This window comes from Saccharothrix sp. HUAS TT1 (assembly GCF_040744945.1).
In the GTDB taxonomy this organism is placed as follows: Bacteria; Actinomycetota; Actinomycetes; order Mycobacteriales; family Pseudonocardiaceae; genus Actinosynnema.
Genome location: NZ_CP160453.1, coordinates 3,327,254 through 3,352,464, shown reverse-complemented (window position 1 = coordinate 3,352,464; position 25,211 = coordinate 3,327,254). Strand labels below are relative to the sequence as shown.

The window sequence follows — 25,211 nt, the reverse complement described above, 5'->3', positions numbered from 1 at the left end:
CCCTTATGGGTGACAGAAAGGGGACTTCCCCCGATGTCGATGCCTAAGGTCGGCCCCGTGACGCCGAGCACAACCGGGACCCGCACGCACATCCACCCGCCGAAGATCGAGTACTTCGACGTCGACGCGAAGAGCAACACCGATCCCAAGGGCCACCTGCGCGGGGTCGAGGAGTACCGGCTGACCCGGCACGGCCTCTACATGTTCCGGCCGGTGCCGGGGCACCCCCACCTCTCGCACTTCGAGTCCTGGCTGCTGCCCGCGCACGGGCTGCGGGTGACCCGGCAGTCGTGGCACCCGGGCCACGAGCGCGACTACGACCTGTACGTCGACGTGGTGGAGATCAGCTCCAGCGGGTCGGTGTGGAAGACCGTCGACCTCTACCTGGACCTGCTCGTGCGCACGGGCCGCAGCGTGACCGTGCTGGACACCGACGAGCTGCTGACCGCCCTCGACCGGGGCCTGATCCAGGCGGAGCGGGCGCAGTGGGCGCTGGAGACGACCTACCGGGCGGTGGCGGGCATCGCGGCGCACGGGCACGACGCCGTGCGGTGGCTGGCGGCCCAGGGGACGGTCACCACCTGGCGTCGATGATCACCAACCGACATCAGCGGTCATACAGAAAGTGACACCGCCTGGTCAACCACCATCCGAGTCACGTCACCCGATAGTGACCGGGTACCACACAGACCGTGATATAACGAATCAAACCTCATAGTTACCAACACCACATCTGCGGCTAACCTCGGGTCGCGTGGGAGCGGTCATCACACCTCAGCTGGTCGACGTGGTCGACACCATCAGCGCAGTTCGCAGCTACTCCAGCGGCATGTCGAGGCGCCTGTCGACGTGTCGGGTCGAGCGCTGGGGGCTGCGGCTGGAGTGCCCGACGCCGGAGGACCCGTTCTCCGATTCGGAGGTCACCTGGTTGATGCCGGACCTCGGTCTCCGGCTCACCCACCACCGGCCCCGCTCCCGGCACGCGCGCAGCGGGCCCAGCGTCCTCAGCGCGGTCCGCGTGCAGCGCGACGGCCGCGCGTGGCGCACCACCGACCTGCTCCTCGGCCTGGCCGTGCCCGGCGGCACGACCGCGCGGATCGTGCGGTGCGAGGAGTTCGCCGCCGCCGTCGCCGGGCGCGTCCTCGGACCCGGCGACGCGGACCAGGCTCTGCGGACCGTGCACCGCACCCTGGAAGAGGTCAGCCTGCACCGGCACGACCTCGGCTCGTGGCTGACCCACCGGGGCATCTACGACGTGTGGCCGTCCCTGTAGAAGTCGTCCATCCGCGCGGTCGCCGCGATCATCCACGGCTCCTTCGCCTCGCCGTACGCGAACCCGTCCGCGTCGGACCGGTGCCGCTCCGACAGCTCCAGCTTCACCGCCGCGTACTCGTCCCGCGCCACCGCGTCGGCGCGCAGCCAGTCGCGGAACCGCATCGCCCAGGTCCAGCCCGGACCGCCCTCGACCCGCACGTGCAGGTGGACCCGCCGCCCCGGGTCCGCGCCCGCGTGCAGCCGCTTGAGCCAGTCCTCCGGCGCGCCACCCTCGTGCCTCACGGTGTCCTCGCCGATCCCCAGGCTCGGGAAGCCCGCCTGCGCCAGCGCGCCCTCCAGCTCGGCGGCCTCGTCCAGCGACTTCACCGCCAGCTGCAGGTCCAGCACGTCCTTCGCGGCCAGGCCGGGGACGGACGTGGAGCCGATGTGCTCGACCCGGCGGCCACCGGCGGCCAGGCGGACGCGGGCCGCGACCCGCTCGGCCTGCGCGGGCCACGTCCCGTCGTACGGCACCACGACCGGGGAGCCGGAGGCGTGGCGGCCCAGCCGGACGTTCGACTCGTAGCGCACCAGCCGGTCCGCCCACAGCGCGTCGACCTGCGCCGACACCAGGTCGGGGGTGCCGGAGTTGTCCAGCCACACGTCCGCCACGGCCCGGCGGCGCTCGTCGTCGGCCTGCGCGGCGATGCGGCGGCGCGCGTCCTCTTCGGCCATGCCCCGGCCGCGCAGCCTGGTCAGGCGCTGGTCGAGGTCCGCGTGCACGATCACCACCAGGTGGTACAGCGGCGCCATGCCGTTCTCCACCAGCAACGGGACGTCGTGCACGATGATCGCGTCCGCGGGCGCGGCGGCGATCAGCTCGCCCGTGCGGGCGGCGATCTTCGGGTGCGTGATGCCGTTCAACGTGGCCAGCGCCCGCTCGTCGCCGAACACCCGCGCCGCCAGGGCCGGCCGGTCCAGCGCCCCGTCGGCGGTCACGACGTCCGCGCCGAACGCCTCGACCAGCTCCCGCAGGCCGTCGGTGCCGGGTTCGACCACCTCGCGGGCCAGCCGGTCGGCGTCGATCACCACCGCGCCGTGCTCGGCGAGCCTGCCCGCCACCGTCGACTTGCCCGAACCGATTCCCCCGGAGAGCCCCACGCGCAACATGGCGACCAGCCTGCCACGCGGAGGATCTTCAGGCCCCCTCGACGGGCGTCATCGACTGCTGCGCGACGGCGGCGAGGAAGGCGCCGACGGCGTCGTCCGGCAGCACGTCCAGCTTGGCGCGAGCCACGTACGTCGTCTTGCCGAGCGAGCCGATGACCAGCCGCTCGTCCTTGCTCATGATCAGGGAGCCCTTGCGCTTGCCGACGTCGACCTCCATGACGTTCGCGCCGTCCTGGCGCTCCAGGGCCACGCTCTCGGCGACCCGGCCGGCGGCGGTGGCCTCGTCGGCGTAGGTGGCCAGGCCGACGACCACCGGCGCGGCGCCGAGCTGCTGCTTCTCCGGCACGCCGTAGTAGCAGTCGATCTTGCCGGTGCGCCCGAGGGAGGGCTCGGGGATGCCGATGATGGTCTTCAGCTCACCCGGCAGCTCCCGGCCGAGGCGCTGGTTCAGCACCTCCACCGGGACGACGATCTCGCAGTCGTCCGGCAGCGGCCGGTCCACCATCTGCGGCGTGCGGCTGATCGTCGTGGGCGCCACGATCGTCGGGATCGGCGGCTGCCGCACGGGTTGCGGCTGCACCGCGGCGCACCCCGCGCACGCGAGCACCGCTGCCGTCGCCAACACCATCATCCGCACGCTCATGTGGTTTCCCAACTTAGCGCACGGCAATGACGTCGTACCTCCATCGGGTGAACAACAATCGCCCCCCGCCCGAAGTGGGCGAGGGGCGACCGTCGTCGTTCAGTCAGCCGGCGGGACGCCGACCGGTGCTGCTCAGGCGCCGCCCGACAGCTTCTCGCGCAGCGCGGCCAGCTGCTCGTCGCTGGCCAGCGTGCCACCGGCCTGAGCCGGGGCGCCCGTGCTGGACGACGCGGCGGCCGGGGCGTCGCCACCGGACGAGTAGTTGGTCTCGCCGGCAGCCTCTTCCTCGGCCGCGGCGGCCTTGGCGACCTGCTTCATGTGGGCCTCGTAGCGCGTGTGGGCCTCGGCGTACTGCCGCTCCCACTCCTCGCGCTGCTTGTCGAAGCCTTCCTGCCACTCCTGGGTCTCCGGGTCGAAGCCCTCGGGGTAGATGTAGTTGCCCTGGTCGTCGTACTCGGCGGCCATGCCGTACTGGGTCGGGTCGAACTCGGAGTCGACCGTGAAGCCCTCGTTGGCCTGCTTGAGCGACAGCGAGATCCGCCGGCGGTCCAGGTCGATGTCGATGACCTTGACCATGACGTCGTCGCCGACCTGGACGACCTGCTCCGGGATCTCCACGTGGCGCTCGGCCAGCTCGGAGATGTGGACCAGGCCCTCGATGCCCTCGTCCACCCGGACGAACGCGCCGAACGGGACGAGCTTGGTGACCTTGCCCGGCACGATCTGGCCGATCGCGTGGGTGCGGGCGAACTGGCGCCACGGGTCTTCCTGCGTCGCCTTGAGCGACAGCGACACGCGCTCGCGCTCCATGTCGACGTCCAGGACCTCGACCGTGACCTCCTGGCCGACCTCGACGACCTCGGACGGGTGGTCGATGTGCTTCCAGGACAGCTCCGAGACGTGCACCAGGCCGTCCACGCCACCCAGGTCCACGAAGGCGCCGAAGTTGACGATGGAGGACACGACGCCCTTGCGGACCTGGCCCTTCTGCAGCTGGTTGAGGAACTCGCTGCGGACCTCGGACTGGGTCTGCTCCAGCCACGCGCGGCGGGACAGGACCACGTTGTTGCGGTTCTTGTCCAGCTCGATGATCTTGGCTTCGAGCTCGCGGCCGACGTACGGCTGGAGGTCGCGCACGCGGCGCATCTCGACCAGGGAGGCGGGGAGGAAGCCGCGCAGGCCGATGTCCAGGATCAGGCCGCCCTTGACGACCTCGATGACCGTGCCCTTGACGGGCTCGTCCTTCTCCTTGAGCGCCTCGATGGTGCCCCAGGCGCGCTCGTACTGCGCGCGCTTCTTGGAGAGGATCAGCCGACCTTCCTTGTCCTCCTTCTGGAGGACAAGAGCCTCGACCTCGTCACCGACCTTGACGACCTCGTTCGGGTCGACGTCGTGCTTGATCGACAACTCGCGCGAGGGGATGACGCCCTCGGTCTTGTAGCCGATGTCGAGCAGGACCTCGTCCCGGTCGACCTTGACGATCGTGCCCTCGACGATATCGCCGTCGTTGAAGTACTTGATCGTCTTGTCGATAGCAGCGAGGAAGTCCTCCTCCGTCCCGATATCGTTGATGGCGACCTGCTTCGGCGCAGCGGCAACCGGGACAGTGGTGGTGTCGGTGGACATTAGGTAGGTGGCTCCGGTACGGATTGGGGTTGGTGGCCTGCGGGTTCAACACTGCGTGGAGGGCACGCCCCACCGAGAAGACCGACTCACCAGGTGATCAGGCGATCGAGGACAGCGCGAACCCACTACGCGGGCGATATCGTACGCGGCCGGAAGCCCGCCGGGCAAACCGGCACCCTTGAATGGAGCAGTGTGTCCGACCAGCACGCGAGCGCCGAACTGGCGCTCGGCACCACCGGCATCGCCAAGCGGGGCGTCGACGCGGCCGAGTCGCGGGCGGCCAACCGGATCTGGTGGGACGCCGACGCCGACGACTACCACGCCGAGCACGGCGACTTCCTGGGCGCGGCCGACTTCCTCTGGTGCCCCGAGGGCGTCCGCGAGGAGGAGGCCGGCTACCTCGGCGACGTGCGCGGGCGCCGGGTGCTGGAGGTCGGCTGCGGCTCCGCGCCGTGCGCCCGGTGGCTGGCGTCGCGCGGCGCGCACGCGGTGGCGTTCGACATCTCGGCCGGGATGCTGCGGCACGCGGTGGCGGCGAACGCGGCCACCGGCGTGGCGGTGCCGCTGGTGCAGGCCAGCGCCGACCAGCTGCCGTTCGCGTCGGGGAGCTTCGACGCGGCCTGCTCGGCGTTCGGCGCGCTGCCGTTCGTGGCCGACGTCGGCGAGGTGCACCGGGAGGTGGCCCGGGTGCTGCGGCCCGGCGCGCCGTGGGTGTTCTCGGTGACTCACCCGATCCGGTGGATCTTCCCGGACGACCCGGGACCGGGTGGGCTGACCGTCACCCAGTCGTACTTCGACCGCACGCCGTACGTGGAGGTGGACGACACCGGCCGGGCGACCTACGTGGAGCACCACCGGACCACCGGTGACCACGTGCGGGCGCTGGTCGGCGCGGGCCTGGAGCTGGTGGACGTGGTGGAGCCGGAGTGGCCCGCCGGGCACACCCGGACGTGGGGGCAGTGGAGCCCGCTGCGCGGCCGGCTGTTCCCGGGCACCGCGATCTTCCGCGCGCGGAAGCCGTAACCTGCCCGGCATGGCCGTCGGTCAAGGGCTGGTGGAGGCGCAGGGCGCGCGCTTCGCGGGCGTCGACCCGCTGCTGCCGCCGGTGGTCGCGCCGCCGGACGGCGACGTCATCACCGCGGCGCTGCCGGACGGCGCCAGGGTGGCGGGCGTGCTCCAGCGCCAGGTGCACGACCGGCGCTCGCCCGCGCGGCTCTGGTCGGCCACCGAGGTGTGGGAGCTGACGCCGCTGCTGGGCGGCACCGGCGCGGCGGGCATGGACGTGCTGCTGCGCGCGTGGCGCAAGCGGCTGGACCTGCTCGGACCCGCCGAGCGCGACTCGGCGTGCGTGCTGACCTGGCCGAGCCGGGACGCGGAGGCGACCAGGGCGCTGCTGGACCACGGGCTGGTGCCGCTGACCGTGATCGCCGTGCGGCAGACCGCTCCACCGCCGGTCGCCGGCGCCGCGACGATCCGCCGGGCCACGCCCGCGGACCTGGACGCGGTGGTGACCCTGGCGCTGGCGGAGCTGCGCTACTCGTCCATGGTCGGCTCGACGGTGCACCGGCCGGACGCGGTGGCGCTGAAGCGGCGCACGCTGGCCGAGCGGCTGACCGCGGGCGGGCCGGTGTGGCTGGCCGAGCGGGACGGCATCGCGGTGGGGCTGGCCGAGTGCGCGATGGTCACCTCGGAGCCGGGCAACTGGACGGCGACCAGGCTGCCGCACGGCCGCTGGGGCTACGTGAACTGCGTGTCGGTGCTGCCGGGCGCGCGGGGCACGGGCGTGGGCCGGCAGCTGATGGCGCACGCGCACCGCGAGCTGCACCGACTGGGCGCGGTCGGCACCTACCTCTACTACAACCCGCCGAACCCGCTGTCCTCGGTGTTCTGGCCCCGGCAGGGCTATCGTCCACTGTGGACGATGTGGGAGGTGCGCCCGGCCGGGGCGCTGCGCTGACCGACGTCACACCGCCCCGAGTTGCGAGCGGCCCTCGCCCGGGCCACTATTTGTACTGACCAGTCAGTTCAAATGAGGAGGCCGCGCGGTGCGCCTCCACGCTCGCCGAGTCGGCGTCAACGGCCCGCACGGCCCGTTGCTGAAGCCGACGTCATTGCTGGTCGAGCCGGGTGGCCTGGTGCTGGTGGCCGGTGACCCCGGCGCCGGGCACACCGCGCTCGGCCTGGTGCTGTCCGGGCGGATGCGCCCGAGCACCGGCGAGGTCTCCCCCTCCGCCGCCGAGCTGCGCGAGCACGTCGTCCTGGTGGACTCCCCCGACGTCAGCGAGCCGGAGGGCTCGCTCACGCTGGCCGGCGTCGTCGGCGAGGAGCTGGCCGTCAACGGCGCCCGCAGCGGGCGCCGGGCGGTGGCCGACTGGCTGGTCGAGCGCGGCGCCGAGGAGCACCTGGACCGCCGGTTCGAGCAGGTCCCGGCCGCCACCCGGTGCGCGCTGATGCTGGAGCTGGCCGCCGGCCGACCCGGCGCGACCGCCCTCGTGCTGGACAGCCCCGACCGCTACCACGGCGACCCGGCCGGCTGGTGGGAGCTGGCCCGCGGCCAGGTCGCGCCCGACCGCTCCGTCATCGCCCTGTGCACCACGACCAGCGCGGCCGTCCTGTCCGGGGGCGCGCTCGGCGTGCCCGTCGCGCGGATCGGGGCCGACAACGTCCACGAGGAGTCCGAGTGACCGCCGTCCGGATGGCGTTCAACGAGCTGCGCCGGATCACCTCCGGCAAGCTGCCCAAGCTCGCCGTGCTGGCGCTCGCGCTGGTGCCGCTGCTGTACGCCGCGCTGTACCTGTACGCGAACAAGGACCCGTACTCGCACCTCGACCAGGTGCCCGCCGCGCTGGTCGTGGAGGACGAGGGCGCGACCGCGAGCGACGGCACGCGCCTGGACGCGGGCCGCGACGTCGCCGACGAGCTGGTGAACGGCGGCAGGTTCGACTGGCGCCGGGTGGACGCCGCGCGGGCCGAGGACGGCGTGCGCGACGGCGCGTACACGTTCGCGCTGACCCTGCCCTCCGACTTCTCCCGGTCCCTGCTGTCGTCCGGCGACTTCACGCCCCAGCAGGGCGTCATCGTGCTGACCACGAACGACGCGAACAACTACCTCGGCTCCACGATCGCCAACCAGGTGGTGGCCGAGGTGCGCCGGTCGGTGTCGGTGAAGGTCGGCGAGGAGGCCGCCGACAAGCTGCTGCTCGGCTTCTCCACCATCCGGCAGAAGACCGCCGAGGCCGCCGACGGCGCGACGCGGTTGGCCGCCGGGCAGCAGGACGCCTACACCGGCACTCAGCAGCTCGCCGACGGCCTGGCGCCCCTGGCCGACGGCGCGGCGCAGGTGTCGTCCGGGCTGACCCGGCTGCGCGACTCGACCGCCGAGCTGCCGGTGAAGTCGCAGCAGCTCGCGGCCGGGGCGAAGCAGGTCGCCGACGGCAACGAGACCGTCGCCGCGACCGCCGAGGACGACGCCGCCAAGGCGCAGGACCTGGTGGACCGGCTGAACGCGGCGGACGGCGAGCTGGCGGCGAAGCTGCGCGCGCTGGGGCTGGCCGAGGCCGACGTGCAGCGGGTGCTGGTCGCGGTCGGCGACGTGCGCAAGCCCGTGGACGACGCCAACGCCGAGGTGCAGGGCGCGGCCGGGCAGCTGCGGGCGTTGGCCGGCGGCGCGAAGCAGGTCTCCGACGGCGCGGCCCAGCTCGCCGCGAGCACGCCCGCGCTGACCGACGCCGTCACCCGGCTGAACGACGGCGCGGCGCAGGTGTCCTCCGGCGCGGCGCAGGCGCGGGACGGCGCGGTGCGGCTGCGCGACGGCGAGGCGCAGCTGGTGGACGGCGCGAACCGGCTGCGCGACGGCCTGGCCGAGGGCGTCTCGCAGATCCCGAACCCCGACGACCCGACCCGCGAGTCGACCGCGCGGACCATCGGCGACCCGGTGACCGTGCGCGGGGTGAGCCAGACGGCCGCGGGCAGCTACGGCGCGGGCCTGGCGCCGTTCTTCCTCGGGCTGGCCACCTGGATCGGCGCGTTCGTGCTGTTCCTGCTGCTCAAGCCGTTGCCGAGGCGGGGGCTGGCGACCGGGCAGGCGCCGCTGCGGGTGGCGCTGGGCGGCTGGCTGCCCGGCGTGCTGCTCGGCGCGGCGCAGGTCGTGGTGATGTACGCGGCGGTCACGCTGGTGGTCGGCATCCGGCCGTCGCACCCGGTGCCGGCGCTGGCGTTCCTGCTGCTGGTGTCGGCGACGTTCGTGGCCGTGCTGCACGCGTTGAACGCCCTGCTCGGCGCGGTCGGCAAGTTCATCGGCCTGGTGCTGCTGATCCTGCAGCTGGTCAGCGCGGGCGGCACGTTCCCGTGGCAGACCATCCCGGCGCCGCTGTACCCGCTGCACTACGGGCTGCCCATGGGCTACGCCGTGGACGGCCTGCGGCACCTCATGTACGGCGGGCAGCTGGGCGGCGTCGGCCGGGACGCCCTGATCCTGGTCTGCTACCTGGTCGCCGGCCTTGCCTTGGCGACGCTCGCCGCGTACAAGCAGCGGGTGTGGACACCCAGCCGTCTCAAGCCCGAACTCGTGCTGTGACCGGCCCGCGGCCCGGCCGCACCGCCGCGACCAAGCAGAAGCTGTTCGACGCCGCGCTGCGGCTGGTCGGCGAGCGGGGCGCGGCGAGCGTGACGGTGGACGAGATCGCCGCCGAGGCGGGCGTGGCGAAGGGCACCGTCTACTACAACTTCGCCAGCAAGGACGCCCTGGTCGACGCGCTGCTGCGGCACGGCGTCGACCTGCTGGCCGGCCGGCTGAGGGCGGCCGAGGAGGAGGACGACACCGCCGCGGCGATGGCGTCGCTGGTGGACGGGATGCTCGGGTTCTTCGCCGAGTACCCGGCGTTCGGCCAGTTGCTGGTCTCGGAGCTGTGGCGCACGCCGGGCCAGTGGCACGGCACGCTGAGCCTGCTGCGCGACGACATCGTGTCGATCGTGCGCGGTCAGGTGCAGCGGCTGGCGGACGCCGACCGGCTGCCCGGGGGCGTGCAGGTCGGCACGGCGTCCGCGGCGCTGTTCGGCACGGTGCTGGTGATCGCGCTGGACTGGCAGGTGTTCCAACCCGAGCGCAGCCTCACCGAGGTGCGCGAATCGGTGTTGTCGCTGGTGCACGGGCTGCGGCCGGACTAGTGCCGCATCACCCGGGTGTCGACCTCGCCGACCTGGTGGACCGACGGCGGTCTGCCGTCCAGGGCGCGGTGGACGGCTTCGAGCACGCCGACCGACGTCTCCTCGTGGCTGAGCCAGCGGGTGCTGCCGCCGTGCCGGACGAAGCCGAGCACCACCTGCTGCGTCGGGTGACCGGGCAGGGCCGGGTCGGGCACGCCGCGCACCGGGCGGATCGCGCCGCTGTCGTGCACCTCGACGACCGGGGCGCCCGGGGCGAGCAGGGGCGCGACGGCCGCCAGCACCGCGTCCCAGTAGCTCGCGTGCACCCAGGCGACCAGCAGGTCGGCGGGCCGCTCCACCACCGCGCGGACCCGGTCGGCCAGCTCGGCCGGCCGCGCCCAGTCCGCCGCGACCCCGATCCGCCGACCCCCGACCGGCCGGCCGTCGTCCGGCCCGCCGCCGTCGACCTGACCGCCGCCCACCTGACCGCCGCCGCCCGGCCGGCCCGCGTCGACCGACCGGCTCGCGGCGCGCCGTCCCGCGACCAACCGGCCGTCGATCCGCAGCCCCTCCACCGGCCGGCCCTGCTGCGGCACGTGGCCGCGACCGCGCAGGGACGCCTTCGCCGCACCGCCGAGCACGCCGTCCGGCCGCCGGCTGGGCAGCACCACCTGCCACCCCCGCGCCACCAGCTCGTCCGCGCAGCCCTTCAGCATCCCGGTGCCACCCAGCACCAACGCCGTCCGCTCGCTCATCGCACCGACTCCTCGCCGCGCTCCGCGGCCCGCCGCAGCGGTCCGGACCGCCATTGGTCGACCTGACGCTGTCCTCGCAGCCGCACCACCGCGAGCCGGTCCGCGTGCTCGCCGTCGAGCACCGCGCGGACCCGGCGCCCGGTGCGGGTGTGCGACTTCCACGCCCACCGCAGCAGGTGTTCCGGATCGGTGAACACCGTGCGCAGGGGCGGTTCGACGTTGCCGTTCCACAGCTCCTCGCGGCGGAGCCTGCGCCGCACCGTGCGCACCGTGAGCCGCCGCATCACCACCGCCCGCGGGTGGTCCAGCCAGAGCAGCGTGTCCGCGTGCTCCAGCAGCAGCGGTCGCACCAGGCTGTACTGCCACTCCGCGGCCCACGCCTCGCCCTTGACGAGCCGCCGCACGTCGTCCTCGAACTCCGACCGCTTCGTCCACTGTGGACCGTGGTAGAGCGAGTCGACCTCGACGTGGGGCAGGCCCAGGACGGCGGCGACGGAACGCGCCAGGGTCGTTTTCCCGGAGCCGGACGTGCCGGCCACGAGCACCCGGCGCGGCGGGTGCGGCAACTCGTCGGCTGGTCCCAGGAGCGGCACCGCGCCAGGCTACCGCCAACCGGGGTCCGACAACTCCGCCACGCGGACCGGCTCGCCGGTCTCCAGGCTGCGGTTCGCCGCGAACCCGGTGAGCAGCGACAACACCCCGTCCCGGTGGGTGGCCCGGCGGCCCAGCGGATCGGCCTGGCCGGGCTCGCCGTAGAGCACTTCGGTCATCCGCCGGTCCGCGCCGCCGTGCCCGTCGCCGCCGTGCTCCAGCGGCACCTCGCGCGCCCGTTCGAAGAGCGACTGCACGGTCAGCCGGGCGTGCCCCTCCTCCGGGTTGGCCTGCTTGCCGTGCACCGCGGGTTGCTGCCCGCTGACCCACGTGTTCTCCACGACCTCCAGCTCCAGCCGGCCTCGGCTGCCGTTGACCATCAGCCGGTAGCCCTCCCACGGCGAGTACGCCGTCAGGTGGTAGGTGAGGTCGGCCCCGTTGGCGTAGCGCACGAGCACGGACATGTCGTCCTCAATGGACACCCCGGGCGCGAAGGGGTTCCGGTCGCGGCGGTAGCCGTCCTCGTGCTCGGCGTCGAGGTAGAGCCGGCGCAGCCAGTCGTCGCGCTCCACGTGCAGCGCGAACGGGTCGTCGGCGGCCTCCGGCGAGCCGTGCACCCGGTCGTACGGCCGGTGGTTGCCGTGCCGCTCGCCGTTCTCATCGCCGTAGAAGAACAGCTTGCCGTGCGCGTAGACGACCTCGGGCACGGAGCCGATCCACCAGTTGAGCAGGTCGAAGTGGTGGGTGGCCTTGTGCACCAGCAGCCCGCCGGAGTTCGCCTTGAGCCGGTGCCAGCGGCGGAAGTAGTCGGCGCCGTGGCGGACGTCGAGCAGCCACTCGAAGTGCACCGAGCCGATCTCGCCGACCTCGCCGCCGGCCAGCAGCTCGCGGACCTTCTCGTGCACCGGGTTGTAGCGGTAGTTGAACGTGACGGTGACCCGGCCGTCGGTGCGCTCGACCGCGTCGAAGACCTTGCCCGCGCCGGCCGGGTCGATCGTCATCGGCTTCTCGGTGACCACGTCGCAGCCCGCGTCCAGGGCCTCCACGACGTAGGTGTCGTGGTGGCGGTCGACCGTGCAGACCACCACCACGTCGACCCGCTCGGCCTCGATCATCCGGAGGAAGTCCCCGGCGGCGTAGGTCGGCACGGGTCGGGCCAGGCGTTCGTTGTGCGCGGCCATGCGGGTGGCGTTCACGTCGCAGAACGCGACCAGCTCCCCGTGCTCCGCGTGCTGGACGATCGCGTCCACGTGCAACTCGGCCCGTGCGCCGGTGCCGACGACCGCGTAGCGCCTGCGTGCCATCCCACGCCTCCCCGGTAAGCGTTTTCCCGGGACGCTAACAGGCTCACCACCGCAGGTCGGCCACCAGTTCCTCGTGGGTCAGGTCGAAGGCCAGGGGGTAGCTCACCCGGATGACGTCGTCCTCGTCGCGGGTGAGCCGGGCGCCCGGGAAGACCCGGCCGACCAGGCGCAGCACCGGGACGTTCTCGCCGAGGACGTCGCCGTGCAGCTCGGCGTAGCGCAGGTCGGTGGCGAGCCGGCCGAGGGCGGTCATCAGCTCCGTGCCGACGCCCTTGCGCTGCCACGGGTCGACCACGGCCAGGGCGATCTCGGCGGTGTCGTCGCCGGTGGCGACCAGCCGGGCGATGCCGACCGGCGTGCGGCGGCACTCGGCCACGACGGCGGCCCTGCGGTGGCCGTCGAGGTCGGTGAGGCGGCGGCGCATGGTCGCGGTGAGGCGCGGCACCGGGGCGTGGAAGCGCAGGTAGCGGCTCCGCGCGGACAGGCCGTGGAAGACGGTGTCGACGGCGTCGCCCGCTTCGGCGGCGTGCAGTTCGCGGACTCTCATGGCGGTCGCCCCCTGGGTTCGGATTCCGAACCCTAGCTGGATCCGTTTTTCGAACGCAAGGGGGGTATCGTCGGTGGGCATGGCGCACGTGAAGGTTGCCGACGAGCTGTGCACCGTCTCGCTGCCCGCCGCCCTGCTGGGCGAGCGGTGGACGTTGCTGCTGTTGCGGCAGGCGTTCCTGGGCACGCGGCGGTTCGAGGACTTCCAGGTGGCCATGGACATCTCGCGCAGCGTGCTGACCGAGCGGCTGGGCACGCTGGTCGAGGAGGGCATCCTGCGCCGCGAGGCGTACAAGGACGTGCGGACGCGGTACGAGTACCGGCTGACCGAGAAGGGCCACGACCTCTACCCGGTGCTGATGGCCCTGCGGAAGTGGGGCGACCGCTGGATGGCGCCCGCCGAGGGCCCGTCGTTCGACCTGCACCACCGCACGTGCGGCGGCGACGTCGGGGTGCACGTGTCGTGCGAGGGGTGCGGCGACGAGCTGACCGCGCGGGACGTCCGCGTCACGCCGCTGCGCTGATCACCGCCGGGCGGCCAGGAACTGCTCCACCGCCGAGACCACGTGGATCATGCCCAGCAGCACGGCGAACATGACGAAGTAGACGGTGTGCTCCTGCAGCTCGACCCGGTCGGCCGCCCACACGTCCATGGCGCTGAAGACGGTGAACCAGGCGAGCCAGCCGACGACGGCCGCGCTGAGCCAGCGGGTGTCGCGCTTGACCAGGGCGGCGAGCGCGAGCAGGCCCAGGGCCAGTTCGACCAGCTTCACCAACCAGATGATCGGCATGACCCAGTCGGCGCCCAGGTTGAGGGTGGCGTCCAGGTAGCGGCCGACCTGCTGCTGGCGGTCCTTCCAGCCCAGTGGCAGCTCGGCGAAGTTCAGCACGCCGAACAGCGCGAGGAACACCCCGATGGGTGTGAACAACCGGGACCACCTGTGCACCATCGCCGCCCCCTTCGTCACCACTGATGATCGGTCAGGGGTGGCGGGCGCGAAGTACGGCTGTCCGCAGTGAACACGCAGGTGGGGGTACTCGGTGACTGTCCGGAGCGGACGGTGGCGCCCGCTGAGCCGCGATGCTCGGTGACGGTGCGGAGCTGCGGGCGGCAGTCCCTGGCGGCGGCGGTGCCCGGCGGACCGCAGAGCCTGGCGGACCGCAGAACCCGGCGGGCGGCTGTGCTTGGCGAGCCGCAGTGCCCGGCGAGCCGCAGTGCCCGGCGAGCCGCAGTGCCCGGCGAGCCGGGGTGGTCGGCGGGTGTCAGGGCGCGGCAAGTGCCGGTGCGCGGCACGCGGGCTCGGCGGGCGCAGCGGGCGCCGGGTGGGCTCGCCGGGCGCGGTCAAGCCCGCCGGGTGTGGTGGGCCGGCGAGCGCGGCGAGCCGGGTGGTGCGGCCGTCAGTGCGCCGCCGCGTCCCAGGAGCGGCCCACGCCGACGGAGACCTCCATGGCCACCGACAGCTCGTACGCGCCGCCCATCTGCGCCCGGACCAGCGCCTCGACCTGCTCGCGCTCCCCCTCGGCGATCTCCAGCACCAGTTCGTCGTGCACCTGCAGCAGCATCCGCGACCGCAGGCCCGACTCCTCCAGCGCGCGGAACACGCCGAGCATCGCCACCTTGATGATGTCCGCCGCGCTGCCCTGGATCGGCGCGTTCAACGCCATCCGCTCGGCCATCTCCCGGCGCTGCCGGTTGTCGCTGTTCAGGTCGGGCAGGTAGCGCCGCCGACCGAGGATGGTCTCGGTGTAGCCCTTCTTCCGCGCGTCCTCGACCACGGCGTGCAGGTAGTCGCGCACCCCGCCGAACCGGGCGAAGTACGCCTCCTTCTGCTCCCGCGCCTCGACCGCCGAGATCCGCAGCTGCTGCGCCAGCCCGTACTCGGACAGCCCGTAGGCCAGCCCGTACGACATGGCCTTCACCCGGCGGCGCTGCTCGCCGGTCACCTCCGACGTCGGCACCGAGAACGCCCGCGACGCGACGAACGTGTGCAGGTCCTCGCCGCTGCGGAACGCCTCGATCAGGCCCTCGTCCTCGGACAGGTGGGCCATGATCCGCATCTCGATCTGGCTGTAGTCCGCCGTCATCAGCTCGGCGTAGCCGGGCCCGACCACGAACGCCTCGCGGATCCGCCTGCCCTCGTCGGTGCGGATCGGGATGTTCTGCAGGTTCGGGTCGGTGGACGACAGCCGACCGGTCGCCGCGATCGTCTGGTGGAACGTGGTGTGGATGCGGCCGTCGTCGGCGACCGCCTTGAGCAGGCCGTCCACCGTCGACTTCAGCCTGGTCACGTCCCGGTGCGCGAGCAGGTGCTGCAGGAACGGGTGCTCGGTGGACTCGAACAGGCTCTGCAGCGCGTCCGCGTCGGTCGTGTACCCGGTCTTCGTCTTCTTCGTCTTCGGCATGTTCAGCTCGTCGAACAGCACCGCCTGGAGCTGCTTGGGCGAGCCGAGGTTGATCTCCTTGCCGATCACCCCGTACGCGTCCTGCGCCGCCTGCTTCACGCCCGCCGCGAAGTGCGCCTCCAGCGCCGCCAGGTGCTCGGAGTCGATCGCGATGCCGACCGCCTCCACCTCGTCCAGCACCATCATCAGCGGCAGCTCCAGGTTCGCCAGCAGCGACTCCTGGCCGGTGGCGACCAGCTCCGCGTCCAGCGCGTCGGCCAGCTCGGCCACCGCGAACGCCCGCACGATCGCCGCCTGCGCCGCCTTCTGCCGCTCCTCCTCCTCGTCGGCCAGCAGCGACAGCTGGCCGTCGTCGGGCTCCTCGGCCCGCAGCTCGCGCTTGAGGTAGCGCAGCGCCAGGTCGTCCAGCGCGAACGACCGCTGGCCGGGCCGCACCAGGTACGCGGCCAGCGCCGTGTCGCTGCTGACGCCGCGCAGCTCCCAGCCGCGTGCCCGCAGGGCGCGCAGCGGCAGCTTCAGGTCGTGCGCCGCCTTCACCGCCGACTCGTCGGCCAGCCACCCGGCCAGCGCGTTCTCGTCGGCCTCGGTCAGCGACGCGACCTCGACGTACCCGCCCTCGCCGTCGACCGCGGCCAGCGCCAGGCCCTCCAGCTCGCCGCCGGTCGAGCGGAACGCGAGGCCGACCCGGCCGGACCGGGCGTGCGCGTCGAGCCACGACGCCACCGAGCCGACCGGCACCGGGCCGCCGCTGACCGCGAAGCCCTCCTCGGCCTCCGGCTCGGCGGTGGACAGGGTGGAGAACAGCCGGTCCCGCAGCACCCGGAACTCCAGCTCGTCGAACAGCCGGTGCACCGCGTCGCGGTCCCACGGCCGGACGGCCAGCCCGTCCGGGCCGACGGGCAGCTCCACGTCCCGCACCAGCTCGGTGAGCTGCCGGTTCAGCATGATGTTCGACAGGTTGGCGCGCAGCGCGTCGCCCACCTTCCCGGGCACCGAGTCGATGTGGTCGATCAGGCCGTTCAGCGAGCCGAACTGGGTGAGCAGCTTGACGATGGTCTTCGGGCCGACGCCGGGGGTGTTGGGCAGGTTGTCCGACGAGTCGCCGCGCACCGCCGCGTAGTCGGCGTACAGCTCGGGCGGCACGCCCTGCTTCTCCAGCACCAGCTCGGGGGTGTACCTGGCCATCTCGGACACGCCCTTGACCGGGTACAGCACCGTCACCTTGTCGGTCACCAGCTGCAGCGCGTCGCGGTCGCCGGTGCAGATCAGCACCTCGAAGCCGAGCGCCGTGGCCTGCGTGGTGAGCGTGGCGATCAGGTCGTCGGCCTCGAAGTCGGCCTTCGACAGCGTGGGGATGGACAGCGTGCCCAGCACGTCCTCGATGAGGCTGACCTGGCCGCGGAACTCGTCCGGCGTCTCGCTGCGGCCGGCCTTGTACTCCGCGTACGCCTCGGTGCGGAACGTCTTGCGCGAGACGTCGAACGCCACCGCGATGTGCGTGGGCTTCTCGTCGCGCAGCAGGTTGATGAGCATCGAGGTGAAGCCGTAGACCGCGTTGGTCGTCTGGCCCGTGCCCGTCTGGAAGTTCTCCTTGGGCAGCGCGAAGAAGGCCCGGTAGGCCATCGAGTGGCCGTCGACCAGCAGCAGGCGGGAGGCTTCTGAAGTGCTCACGCGGCGAGTCTAGGGTGGGGGTCCGACAGCGCCGCACCGACTGGAGCAACCGTGACGCCCGCCCCCGAGGACATGCCCGGCTCCGACCAGGCCGTCGCCCACGAGCAGCTGACCACCAAGCTCGGCATCGAGATCACCCGATGGGAGGCCGACCGGCTGGTCGGGACGATGCCGGTCAAGGGCAACCGGCAGCCGTACGGGCTGCTGCACGGCGGCGCGAACGCGGCGCTGGCCGAGACCCTGGGCTCGATCGCGGCGGCCATGCACGCGGCGCCGGAGCGGCTGGCGGTCGGCCTGGAGCTGTCCTGCACGCACCACCGGGCCGTCACCGAAGGCGTCGTCACGGGCGTGTGCACGCCGGTCCACCGGGGTCGCAGCACGGCCACCTACGAGATCGTCATCACCGACGACCAGGACCGGCGAGCCTGCACGGCCCGGCTGACCTGCTTCCTGAAAGATGCCCCGAAGGTGTGAAGGTGCGATTCGGCCCCCGCGGGTGTGCAATCCAGGGGGACCGGGTGAGCTGGAGGTGGGCGTGCGGCGTCTGGTGGCGGTGACGGCCGCCGTGCTGGTGGCGGCCGGTTGTGGCGGCACGCCGGTGGTGGCCGGGCCGGAGACCACGGTCTCCTCGGCGCCGACCTACCCGCTGCCCGCGCAGACGGTGCGGCCGGACGAGAAGCCGCTCAAGATACCCACCACGGCGGACGGCGACACGGCGTTCACGCTGGTCGGGCTCACCACGGAGGTGCCGACGCTGATCGGCAGCCACGCCGAGTTCCACGCCAAGGGCCAGTTCGTCCGGATCCGGATGAGCGTGATCAACAACGGCCGCAGCAGCGTGTCGTTCGACGCCCGCAGGCACGTGCTGGTCGACGACCACGACGTCGAGCACCAGACCGACTCGCAGGCCATGACGATCAAGCGGCAGCCGGAGCGGATCGACCTCGGCGCGAACGTGCGGCTGGAGTACGACGTCTACTACGACGTGCCGAAGGACGCGAAGCCGCTGGCCCTGCGGGTGTACGGCGGTCCGACGCTGACCGACCTGAAGGACGAGTCGAGCACCGAGATCCCGCTGGCCCAGTGACCGGGCCAGCGGGACCGCCGGGCGCTCTCAGTGACCGCCGAGGTACGCCGCGCGCACCTGGGGGTCGTCCAGCAGCTCCGGACCGGGCGCGCTCTTCACGACCCGGCCGGTCTCCAGCACGTACGCGCGGTGGGAGAGCTTCAGCGCCTGCTGCGCGTTCTGCTCCACCAGCAGCACGGTCGTGCCGCGCTTGTTGATCTCCTTGATGATCTCGAAGATCTGCGCGATGAGCATGGGCGCGAGGCCCATCGACGGCTCGTCCAGCAGGAGCACCTTCGGCTTGGTCATCAGCGCCCGGCCGATGGCGACCATCTGCTGCTCGCCGCCGGACATGGTGCCGCCGAACTGGCTCTTGCGCTCCGCCAGCCGCGGGAACAGCTCGTAGACCTCGGCCAGGTCCGCGTCGAGCGCGTCCTTGCGGGTGTAGGCGCCCATCAGCAGGTTCTCCTGCACCGTCATGCCGGGGAACACGCCGCGGCCCTCCGGTGACTGGCCGATGCCCGCCATGACCCGCTTGTGGCCGGGCATCTTGGAGATGTCCTGGCCGTCGAACAGGACCTGGCCGCTGGTCAGCGGGCGCAGTCCGGAGATCGTCTTCAGCGTCGTCGTCTTGCCCGCGCCGTTGGCGCCGATGAGCGAGACGATCTCACCCTCCGCCACTTCCAGGCTGATGCCCTTGATGGCGGCGATCTTGCCGTAGTGGACGTGGATGTCCTTGAGCTCAAGAAGCATCTTCGGACACCCCCAGGTACGCCTCGATGACCTTCGGGTTGTTCTGCACCTCTTGCGGGAGCCCTTCTGCGATGAGCTGGCCGAAGTCCAGCACCGCGACGCGGTCGCTGACGCCCATGACCAGGCTCATGTCGTGCTCGATCAGCAGGACGGTCCGGCCGCTGTCGCGGATCTTGCGGATCAGCGCCTGGAGCGCTTCCTTCTCGGCCGGGTTCATGCCCGCCGCGGGCTCGTCCAGGAGCAGCAGCTTCGGGTCCGTCGCCAGCGCGCGGGCGATCTCCAGCCGGCGCTGGTCGCCGTAGGGCAGGTTCTTCGCGGTCTCGCTCATCCGACCGGGGATGCCGACGAAGTCGAGCAGTTCCCGGGCCAGCTCGCGGCCGCGCTTCTCCTCCTTGCGGTGCCAGGGCAGGTTGAGCGTGGCGCCGATCGCACCGGTCTTGTGGTGCGCGTCCGCGCCGACCATCACGTTCTCCAGCGCCGACATGTTGTGGAACAGCCGGATGTTCTGGAACGTGCGGGCGATGCCCTGCTTGGTGATCTTGAACCGCTTGGTGCCGTTGATCCGGTCGCCGTTGAACAGCACCTGGCCCTCGGTGGGCTGGTAGACGCCGGTGACCACGTTGAACACCGTGGTCTTGCCCGCGCCGTTGGGCCCGATCAGGGCGAAGATCTCGCCCGGGGCGATGCTGATCTTCGCGCCGCGCAGGGCGACCACGCCGCCGAAGCGCATGGTCACGTCGTCCAGCTGAAGGACGGGAGTGCTCACTTGGCCGCCTCCGTCGTCGGTGCTTCGGTGTCCGGACCCGGGACCTCGGCACCCATCGTGCCCATGCCGCCGGTGCCCTCGTGCAGTTCGGCCTTGCGCCGGCGCGACGGCAGCAGGCCCTCCGGGCGCAAGCCCATCATCAGCACCAGCACGCCGCCGAACAGCAGGATGCGGTACTCCGACGGGTCCTTGCCCAGCATGTCCTTCAGCCACTCGACCTCGCGGAACCGCTCGGGCAGCCAGGCGATGACGAACGCGCCGAGCATGACGCCGGGCAGGTTGCCCGAGCCGCCGAGCACGACCGCGGCGAGGATCGTCGCGGACAGGATGAAGGGGAACGTGTTCGGCTCGATGAACACGGCCTTGCCGGCGTAGATGCCGCCCGCGAGACCGCCGATCATGGCGCCGATGGCGAACGCGAGCAGCTTGAACTTGAACGTCGGCACGCCCATCAGCTCGGCCGCGTCCTCGTCCTCGCGGATCGCCGCCCACGCGCGGCCGACCCGGCTCTTCTGCAGCCGCACCGAGAAGATGATCACGACCACGATGGCGAGCAGGATCAGGTAGTAGTACGGCGCGGGCAGGAGCTTGAACTCCACGACACCGGGGATGTCGGTCGGGTGCGGGATGTTCGTGATGCCGCGCGCGCCGCCGATCTCGTCGGTGTTGTTCGCGGTGATGCGGACGATCTCACCGAAGCCGAGCGTCACGATCGCCAGGTAGTCGCCGCGCAGGCGCAGCGTCGGCGCGCCGAGGATGACGCCGGACACGGCGGCCAGGATGATGCCGAACGCCACGGTCGCCCAGTAGTTCCAGCCGTACTGGGTGCCGAAGTAGGCCACCGAGTAGCCGCCGATCGCGAAGAACGCGACGAACCCGAGGTCGAGCAGACCCGCCTGGCCGACCACCACGTTCAGGCCGATGGCCAGCAGGATGTAGGTGCCGATCGGGTAGATCAGCACCGTCGTCCAGTCCGAGCCGGGCGACATGAAGGTGCCGATCCACGGCGCGGGCAGGATCAGCGCGAAAGCGATCGCGGCCAGGTAGACCGCGTACCGCTGCCACGTCTTGGCGTGTTCCCACCAGTCGCGGGCGCCGCCCACCAGGGCGCCGACGCGCCTCAACGGATTCGCGTTGCCAGTCACTCCGTTGCCTTTCATGCGCGGGCCTTCTGCAGGGATTCACCGAGGATGCCGGTCGGTCGGAACATCAGCACGACCACCAGGACGGTGAACGCGATCACGTCCTTCCACTCCGAGCCAAGGAAGATCGCGCCCCAGTTCTCGATCAGGCCGAGCGCGACACCACCGAGAAGCGCGCCGCGCAGGTTGCCGATACCGCCGAGCACGGCGGCGGTGAACGCCTTGATGCCGAGCACGAAACCGACGTTGAAGACCGTGTTCTCGAACTCCATCAGGTAGAGCGCGCCCGCCACGCCGGCCATCGCGCCGCCGAGGAGGAACGTGATCCGCACGATGTTGTCGATGCTGACGCCCATCAGGACGGCGGCCTCGGGGTCCTGCGCGGTGGCCCGGATGCCGCGGCCGATCTTGGTCTTGTTCACCAAGCGGTCCAGGGCGATCATCATGATGACGGCGGCGACCACGACGATGATGTGGTCGGTGCGGACGGCCGCGTTGCCGATGGTGAACACCGTGTCGCGGTCGACGATGCGCGGCGAGGACTGCTGGTTGCGGCCGGGCTTGCCGGTCAACCAGGGGATGATGACGAGCGCGAACAGCTCCATCAGGAACAGGGACGCGCCGATCGCCGAGATCAGCGCGGTGAGCCGGGTGGCGCCCTTCTTGCGCAGCGGCCGGTAGGCCACCAGCTCCAGCAGGACGGCGGCGCCGCCGGACACCGCCGCGGACAGCACGATGATCAACAACAGCACGCCGAACAGCGCCAACCCGGTGAGCGGCGCCGAGGGCGCGATCGCCGTGACCACCACGAGCGACGTGAACGTGCCGATCATGAAGATCTCGGAGTGCGCGAAGTTGATCAGGCGCAGCACGCCGTAGACCATCGTGTAGCCGAGGGCGATGAGCGCGTAGATGGAGCCGAACACCAGTCCGCCCACCGTGCTGGGCAGGATCTGGTTGAGGAAATCATCAAGCATGACAGGTTTGCCTCACGAGACGGGCGGGGGGAGAAACTTCGCGATAGTGGTGGGGAGCGGGAGCAGTCGTTCCCACGACGCTCCCGCTCCCCAGCGCGCTAGCCTGCTTATCTTTTCCGTCTCGGATCAGCCTTCGATCTTGGCTTCCTCGGCGGAACCCAGCAGCTTCACCTGGCCGTCCTTCACCTGGTAGATGAAGATCGCGTTGTTCTCCGGCTCGCCGTTCGCCTTGAACTTGATCGGCTTGGACACGCCCTCGAAGCTGGCCGTCTTCAGGAACTCGTTGATCTTCTCGCCGGTGGTGTTGCCCGCCCCGACGGCCTTGATGAACGCGGTCGCGGCGTCGTAGCCCTCGGTCGCGTAGATGGCCGGGTCGACGTTGGCGCTCTTCTTGTAGTTGTCGAAGAACGTCTTCAACGGACCGGTCACGTCGGCCGACGGGATGTTGCACGGGCAGGCGAGGACGGCGCCCTCGGCGGCCTGGGTGCCCGCGCCGGTGACGAGCTGCTGGTCGAGCGAGCCGTCACCGGAGGCGAACGTCGCCGTCACACCGCCGTCGCGGAGCTGCTTGAGCAGCCGGCCCGCCTGGGCGTAGTAGCCACCGAAGACGATCACGTCGGGGTTGGCCGAGGCGACCTTCGTGACGGTGGACGAGTAGTCGGACGCGTCCTTGGCGAACTTGTCGCGCTCGACCGTGACGCCGGCCGCCTCGAAGGACTTGCCGACGGCCTCGGCCAGGCCGACGCTGTACTCCTGGTCGTCGGACAGGACGAACGCCTTCTTGGGGCTCTTCGCCTTCACCAGGAATTCGGCGATGCCGGGGCCCTGGTCGTCGTCGTTGGCCACGACGCGGTGCCAGTAGGTCCAGTTGTTGCTCGCCAGGCCGGGGTTCGTGGCGGACGGCGAGACGCTGGGGATCTTGTTCTCCTCCAGCTGGCCGCCGATGGCCTTCGACTCACCGGAGAAGGCCGGGCCGATGAGGCCGACGATCTTGTCCTGGCCGATGGCCTGCGTGATCAGCGAGGTCGCCTGGTCGGGCTTGCCCTGGCTGTCGTACTGCACCAGCTCGATCTTGACCTTGGGGTTCGTGGCGTTGTACTCGTCGACCGCCATGACCGCCCCGTTCCGGGGCGGGATCACGATCGCCGAGTTCTCACCGGTGAGGTCACCCATGAACCCGATCTTGACCGAGGTGACGTCGCCACCCGCTTCGCCACCGCCGCCGCCTCCGGCACAAGCCGCGAGCACCAGCGACGAAGCCGCCGCCAGCACCAGAACTCGGCCGAGTCGTGCTCCTGACACCGGAATACCTCCCATGACACCAACCAACCCGCCGGTAGGCGGAGCCCTCACACGAGGGCGTGGGTTAGGGCAGGAACGTAGCTTCAGTTGAGTTCGGTGAACAGGTGGTCTTACTGCTCTGTGTCCACATCGTGACGGTAGTCACCGGATTATGCCCCGAGGTTAACCAACCTCAAATCCAGCTCAAATAGCCGCAGGTCACAAAGCCAATGCGGGCAGTAACCGAGAATGGCCCTGCGGCCTGTCCGATACTCGAACGGGTATCTCCGGCTGATACTCAGCCGAAGTTTTCGATGACGGCTTCGGCGACGGCCTTCATCGTCGTGCGCCGGTCCATCGCGGTGCGCTGCACCCAGCGGAACGCCTCGGGCTCCGACAGGCCCTGCTTGGTCATCAGCAAACCCTTGGCGCGTTCGACGACCTTGCGCGTCTCCAGCCGCTCGGTCAGCCCGGCGACCTCGTTCTCCAGCGCCTGCAGCTCGGCGAAGCGGCTCATCGCCAGCTCGATCGCGGGCACCAGGTCGCGCTTGGCGAACGGCTTGACCAGGTAGGCCATCGCACCCGCGTCGCGGGCCCGCTCCACCAGGTCGCGCTGGCTGAACGCGGTGAGGATGACGACCGGCGCGATGCGGTTGCCCGCGATCACCGACGCGGCCTCGATGCCGTCGACCTTGGGCATCTTCACGTCCATGATCACCAGGTCCGGCCGCAGCTCGGTGGCCAGCGTGACCGCTTCGTCGCCGTCGGCGGCCTGGCCGGCCACCTCGTACCCCTCCTCGCGCAGCATCTCGACCAGGTCGAGGCGGATGAGGGCTTCGTCCTCGGCCACGAGCACGCGCCGGGGCGCGACCTCGGGCTGGGCCTCGGCAGCCTGATGGGTCACCGGGGTCCTCCTGACACTCTGGCGGCGGCTCGACGCGGTCGCGTCGGACGAAACCGCAGTCTACCGGCGTCCCCGGGCCGGTCGACGCGGTCGGGCCGTGATCACGGCCACCGGCGACGACTTCGTCGGTTCGGCCCCGGGCGCTCGGCCGAACGCCGTGGGTGAGCACCGCCCCTGGCGGGTGTCCCCCGCCAGGGGCGGTCGGCTCAGCGCACCGGCTGCGGCGGCTCCCACCACCCGGTCACGCCCTTCGGCCACTCCATCGCGGCCAGCGCGGGCTCGTGCTCCGGGTTCGGCCCGTCGACCTCCCGCAGGTACAGGTCGTGCCACCCGTTGGAGAGGCCGAGACCCCCGCCGGCGCTGGGGACTTCCGCGGCGCCGGGCAGGCCGAACACGGGGTGCAGCAGCCGGTCGGCCACCCCCACCACACCAAGGCCCTCCGGCCACTCCACCCACCACCGGTCGCCCTGCGCCAGCGCGCGCACCCACGGCGTGGCGCTGAACAGGTGGTACCGGCGCAGCACGGCGCTGCCGGCACCGGTCGGGTACGGCGTCTCGTCCAGGTGGTCGCGCTCGACGGGGGCGAGCGGGCCGTCGATGAACGCGCCGGTCAGACCGCGGCCGTCGAGCAGGTTGCGCACGTACCTCAGGCCCTCGGCCCACGCCCGCTCGTCCACGCCCGCGAGGTGCACGGCCGCGTCCAGCCCGATCAGCCGCAGCTCCACCGAGCGCGGGTGGTGGGTGACCCGCAGGCCGGCCACGCCCGACACCCACGACTCGTCGTGGCGCGGCAGCAGCTCGTACAGCAGCGGGCCCAGGGCGTGCTCGGTGAGGTGCACCCTGGGGTGCGGCGCGGGCTCGACCGCGCGGAACGCGTGCGCCGGGCGCAGCATGCTGGCCGGCGGCCGCAGCTGGAGGTGCGCGCCCGCGTCCAGCCCCGCCTTGAGCAGCACGCACTCCAGCGCCCGCTGGTCCTCGCCGTCGGCGTCGGGCAGGAACAGCCCGCGCGCGTCGGCCTTGCCGCGCAACGCGTCCACCACGCGTTCGCGCCGGTCGTCCGGCAGGTCGTGCAGCACCGCCTTCACCGCGGGCACGGCCTGGGTCAGGTTCTCGCCGGTGTAGGTCCGACGCAGGTCGACCAGTTGCTCGGTCAACGACGATCGCGCCACAGCAGTCCTCGCTCCCGCCGCCCGGCTCGGCGCAACAAGGACGCG

The 25,211-nt window shown here is 71.7% G+C and carries 26 protein-coding genes; 10 read left to right on the top strand and 16 right to left on the bottom strand.

Annotated features, from left to right (window positions below; genetic code table 11):
• The first annotated feature begins 57 nt into the window (after positions 1 to 57).
• A complete protein-coding gene (locus AB0F89_RS16510) occupies positions 58 to 594 on the top strand; it encodes a DUF402 domain-containing protein (protein ID WP_367137111.1) in 537 nt (178 codons plus the stop codon).
• A 160-nt stretch (positions 595 to 754) separates the two neighbouring features.
• Positions 755 to 1,273 (top strand): DUF402 domain-containing protein, encoded by a 519-nt coding sequence (locus AB0F89_RS16505; RefSeq protein WP_367137109.1) that lies wholly within the window; start codon positions 755 to 757, stop codon positions 1,271 to 1,273.
• Here the strand turns inward: AB0F89_RS16505 and coaE are convergent.
• From coaE to rpsA, 3 genes are all read right to left on the bottom strand, one after another.
• Positions 1,249 to 2,424 (bottom strand): dephospho-CoA kinase, encoded by a 1,176-nt coding sequence (coaE, locus tag AB0F89_RS16500; RefSeq protein WP_367137107.1) that lies wholly within the window; start codon positions 2,422 to 2,424, stop codon positions 1,249 to 1,251. The two genes, AB0F89_RS16505 and coaE, sit on opposite strands and share 25 nt — an antisense overlap.
• A gap of 28 nt (positions 2,425 to 2,452) precedes the next feature.
• On the bottom strand, positions 2,453 to 3,067 hold the full coding sequence (locus AB0F89_RS16495) for a hypothetical protein (RefSeq protein WP_367137105.1): 615 nt from the start codon (positions 3,065 to 3,067) through the stop codon (positions 2,453 to 2,455).
• Between the two features lie 132 nt (positions 3,068 to 3,199).
• On the bottom strand, positions 3,200 to 4,693 hold the full coding sequence (gene rpsA / locus AB0F89_RS16490) for a 30S ribosomal protein S1 (protein ID WP_306750136.1): 1,494 nt from the start codon (positions 4,691 to 4,693) through the stop codon (positions 3,200 to 3,202).
• A gap of 192 nt (positions 4,694 to 4,885) precedes the next feature.
• Between rpsA and AB0F89_RS16485 the strand changes: the two genes are divergently transcribed.
• The 5 genes from AB0F89_RS16485 to AB0F89_RS16465 all read left to right on the top strand — a co-directional run bounded on the left by AB0F89_RS16485 (position 4,886) and on the right by AB0F89_RS16465 (position 9,859).
• Positions 4,886 to 5,716 carry a class I SAM-dependent methyltransferase gene (locus AB0F89_RS16485; protein ID WP_367137103.1) on the top strand — a complete coding sequence of 277 codons (831 nt, stop codon included), beginning with the start codon at positions 4,886 to 4,888 and terminating at the stop codon, positions 5,714 to 5,716.
• 10 nt (positions 5,717 to 5,726) lie between these two features.
• Positions 5,727 to 6,650 (top strand): N-acetyltransferase family protein, encoded by a 924-nt coding sequence (locus AB0F89_RS16480; protein WP_367137101.1) that lies wholly within the window; start codon positions 5,727 to 5,729, stop codon positions 6,648 to 6,650.
• Between the two features lie 88 nt (positions 6,651 to 6,738).
• Positions 6,739 to 7,377, top strand: coding sequence for a hypothetical protein (locus AB0F89_RS16475; protein ID WP_367137099.1), 639 nt, complete (start codon positions 6,739 to 6,741; stop codon positions 7,375 to 7,377).
• Positions 7,374 to 9,269: a YhgE/Pip family protein gene (locus tag AB0F89_RS16470; protein WP_367137097.1), complete on the top strand. Its 1,896-nt coding sequence runs from the start codon at positions 7,374 to 7,376 to the stop codon at positions 9,267 to 9,269. Before AB0F89_RS16475 ends, AB0F89_RS16470 begins: the two co-directional genes overlap by 4 nt.
• Positions 9,266 to 9,859 carry a TetR/AcrR family transcriptional regulator gene (locus tag AB0F89_RS16465; RefSeq protein WP_367137094.1) on the top strand — a complete coding sequence of 198 codons (594 nt, stop codon included), beginning with the start codon at positions 9,266 to 9,268 and terminating at the stop codon, positions 9,857 to 9,859. Before AB0F89_RS16470 ends, AB0F89_RS16465 begins: the two co-directional genes overlap by 4 nt.
• Here the strand turns inward: AB0F89_RS16465 and AB0F89_RS16460 are convergent.
• Genes AB0F89_RS16460 through AB0F89_RS16445 form a run of 4 tightly spaced genes read right to left on the bottom strand, consistent with a single transcriptional unit; the run spans position 9,856 to position 13,035 of the window.
• Positions 9,856 to 10,593 (bottom strand): hypothetical protein, encoded by a 738-nt coding sequence (locus tag AB0F89_RS16460; protein ID WP_367137092.1) that lies wholly within the window; start codon positions 10,591 to 10,593, stop codon positions 9,856 to 9,858. The two genes, AB0F89_RS16465 and AB0F89_RS16460, sit on opposite strands and share 4 nt — an antisense overlap.
• Positions 10,590 to 11,186: an AAA family ATPase gene (locus tag AB0F89_RS16455; RefSeq protein WP_367137090.1), complete on the bottom strand. Its 597-nt coding sequence runs from the start codon at positions 11,184 to 11,186 to the stop codon at positions 10,590 to 10,592. Before AB0F89_RS16455 ends, AB0F89_RS16460 begins: the two co-directional genes overlap by 4 nt.
• A 9-nt stretch (positions 11,187 to 11,195) precedes the next feature.
• Entirely contained in the window at positions 11,196 to 12,488 is a 1,293-nt protein-coding gene (locus tag AB0F89_RS16450) for a Gfo/Idh/MocA family protein (protein WP_367137088.1), read from the bottom strand.
• 43 nt (positions 12,489 to 12,531) lie between these two features.
• A complete protein-coding gene (locus AB0F89_RS16445; RefSeq protein ID WP_367137086.1) occupies positions 12,532 to 13,035 on the bottom strand; it encodes an N-acetyltransferase family protein in 504 nt (167 codons plus the stop codon).
• Between the two features lie 79 nt (positions 13,036 to 13,114).
• On the opposite strand from AB0F89_RS16445, the gene AB0F89_RS16440 reads away from it, so the two are divergent.
• Positions 13,115 to 13,558 carry a winged helix-turn-helix transcriptional regulator gene (locus AB0F89_RS16440; RefSeq protein WP_367137084.1) on the top strand — a complete coding sequence of 148 codons (444 nt, stop codon included), beginning with the start codon at positions 13,115 to 13,117 and terminating at the stop codon, positions 13,556 to 13,558.
• On the opposite strand, the gene AB0F89_RS16435 is transcribed toward AB0F89_RS16440, so the two are convergent.
• Positions 13,559 to 13,963, bottom strand: coding sequence for a hypothetical protein (locus tag AB0F89_RS16435; RefSeq protein WP_367137082.1), 405 nt, complete (start codon positions 13,961 to 13,963; stop codon positions 13,559 to 13,561).
• A 469-nt stretch (positions 13,964 to 14,432) separates the two neighbouring features.
• A complete protein-coding gene (gene polA / locus AB0F89_RS16430) occupies positions 14,433 to 17,108 on the bottom strand; it encodes a DNA polymerase I (protein WP_367137080.1) in 2,676 nt (891 codons plus the stop codon).
• 72 nt (positions 17,109 to 17,180) lie between these two features.
• On the opposite strand from polA, the gene AB0F89_RS16425 reads away from it, so the two are divergent.
• Together AB0F89_RS16425 and AB0F89_RS16420 are read left to right on the top strand one after the other, a co-directional pair.
• A complete protein-coding gene (locus tag AB0F89_RS16425; RefSeq protein WP_367138886.1) occupies positions 17,181 to 17,582 on the top strand; it encodes a hotdog fold thioesterase in 402 nt (133 codons plus the stop codon).
• 61 nt (positions 17,583 to 17,643) lie between these two features.
• Positions 17,644 to 18,195 carry a DUF4352 domain-containing protein gene (locus AB0F89_RS16420; RefSeq protein ID WP_367137078.1) on the top strand — a complete coding sequence of 184 codons (552 nt, stop codon included), beginning with the start codon at positions 17,644 to 17,646 and terminating at the stop codon, positions 18,193 to 18,195.
• Positions 18,196 to 18,222: 27 nt separating this feature from the next.
• Here the strand turns inward: AB0F89_RS16420 and AB0F89_RS16415 are convergent, their stop codons facing one another.
• From AB0F89_RS16415 to AB0F89_RS16385, 7 genes are all read right to left on the bottom strand, one after another.
• Positions 18,223 to 18,927, bottom strand: a complete 705-nt coding sequence (locus AB0F89_RS16415) for an ABC transporter ATP-binding protein (protein ID WP_367137076.1) — start codon at positions 18,925 to 18,927, stop codon at positions 18,223 to 18,225.
• Positions 18,917 to 19,657: an ABC transporter ATP-binding protein gene (locus tag AB0F89_RS16410; RefSeq protein ID WP_367138884.1), complete on the bottom strand. Its 741-nt coding sequence runs from the start codon at positions 19,655 to 19,657 to the stop codon at positions 18,917 to 18,919. Before AB0F89_RS16410 ends, AB0F89_RS16415 begins: the two co-directional genes overlap by 11 nt.
• Positions 19,658 to 19,689: 32 nt before the next feature.
• Positions 19,690 to 20,853 (bottom strand): branched-chain amino acid ABC transporter permease, encoded by a 1,164-nt coding sequence (locus AB0F89_RS16405; protein WP_367137074.1) that lies wholly within the window; start codon positions 20,851 to 20,853, stop codon positions 19,690 to 19,692.
• A complete protein-coding gene (locus AB0F89_RS16400; protein ID WP_367137072.1) occupies positions 20,850 to 21,812 on the bottom strand; it encodes a branched-chain amino acid ABC transporter permease in 963 nt (320 codons plus the stop codon). The genes AB0F89_RS16405 and AB0F89_RS16400 overlap by 4 nt, the downstream gene beginning before the upstream one ends.
• A 126-nt stretch (positions 21,813 to 21,938) precedes the next feature.
• Complete coding sequence (locus AB0F89_RS16395) at positions 21,939 to 23,114, bottom strand: branched-chain amino acid ABC transporter substrate-binding protein (RefSeq protein ID WP_367137070.1); 1,176 nt, start codon at positions 23,112 to 23,114, stop codon at positions 21,939 to 21,941.
• Between the two features lie 277 nt (positions 23,115 to 23,391).
• The gene (locus AB0F89_RS16390; protein WP_367137068.1) at positions 23,392 to 23,997 is read right to left on the bottom strand and encodes an ANTAR domain-containing response regulator; all 606 of its coding nucleotides are present in this window, start codon (positions 23,995 to 23,997) and stop codon (positions 23,392 to 23,394) included.
• Positions 23,998 to 24,203: 206 nt separating this feature from the next.
• A complete protein-coding gene (locus tag AB0F89_RS16385; protein WP_367137066.1) occupies positions 24,204 to 25,166 on the bottom strand; it encodes a hypothetical protein in 963 nt (320 codons plus the stop codon).
• Between the last annotated feature and the right edge of the window lie 45 nt (positions 25,167 to 25,211).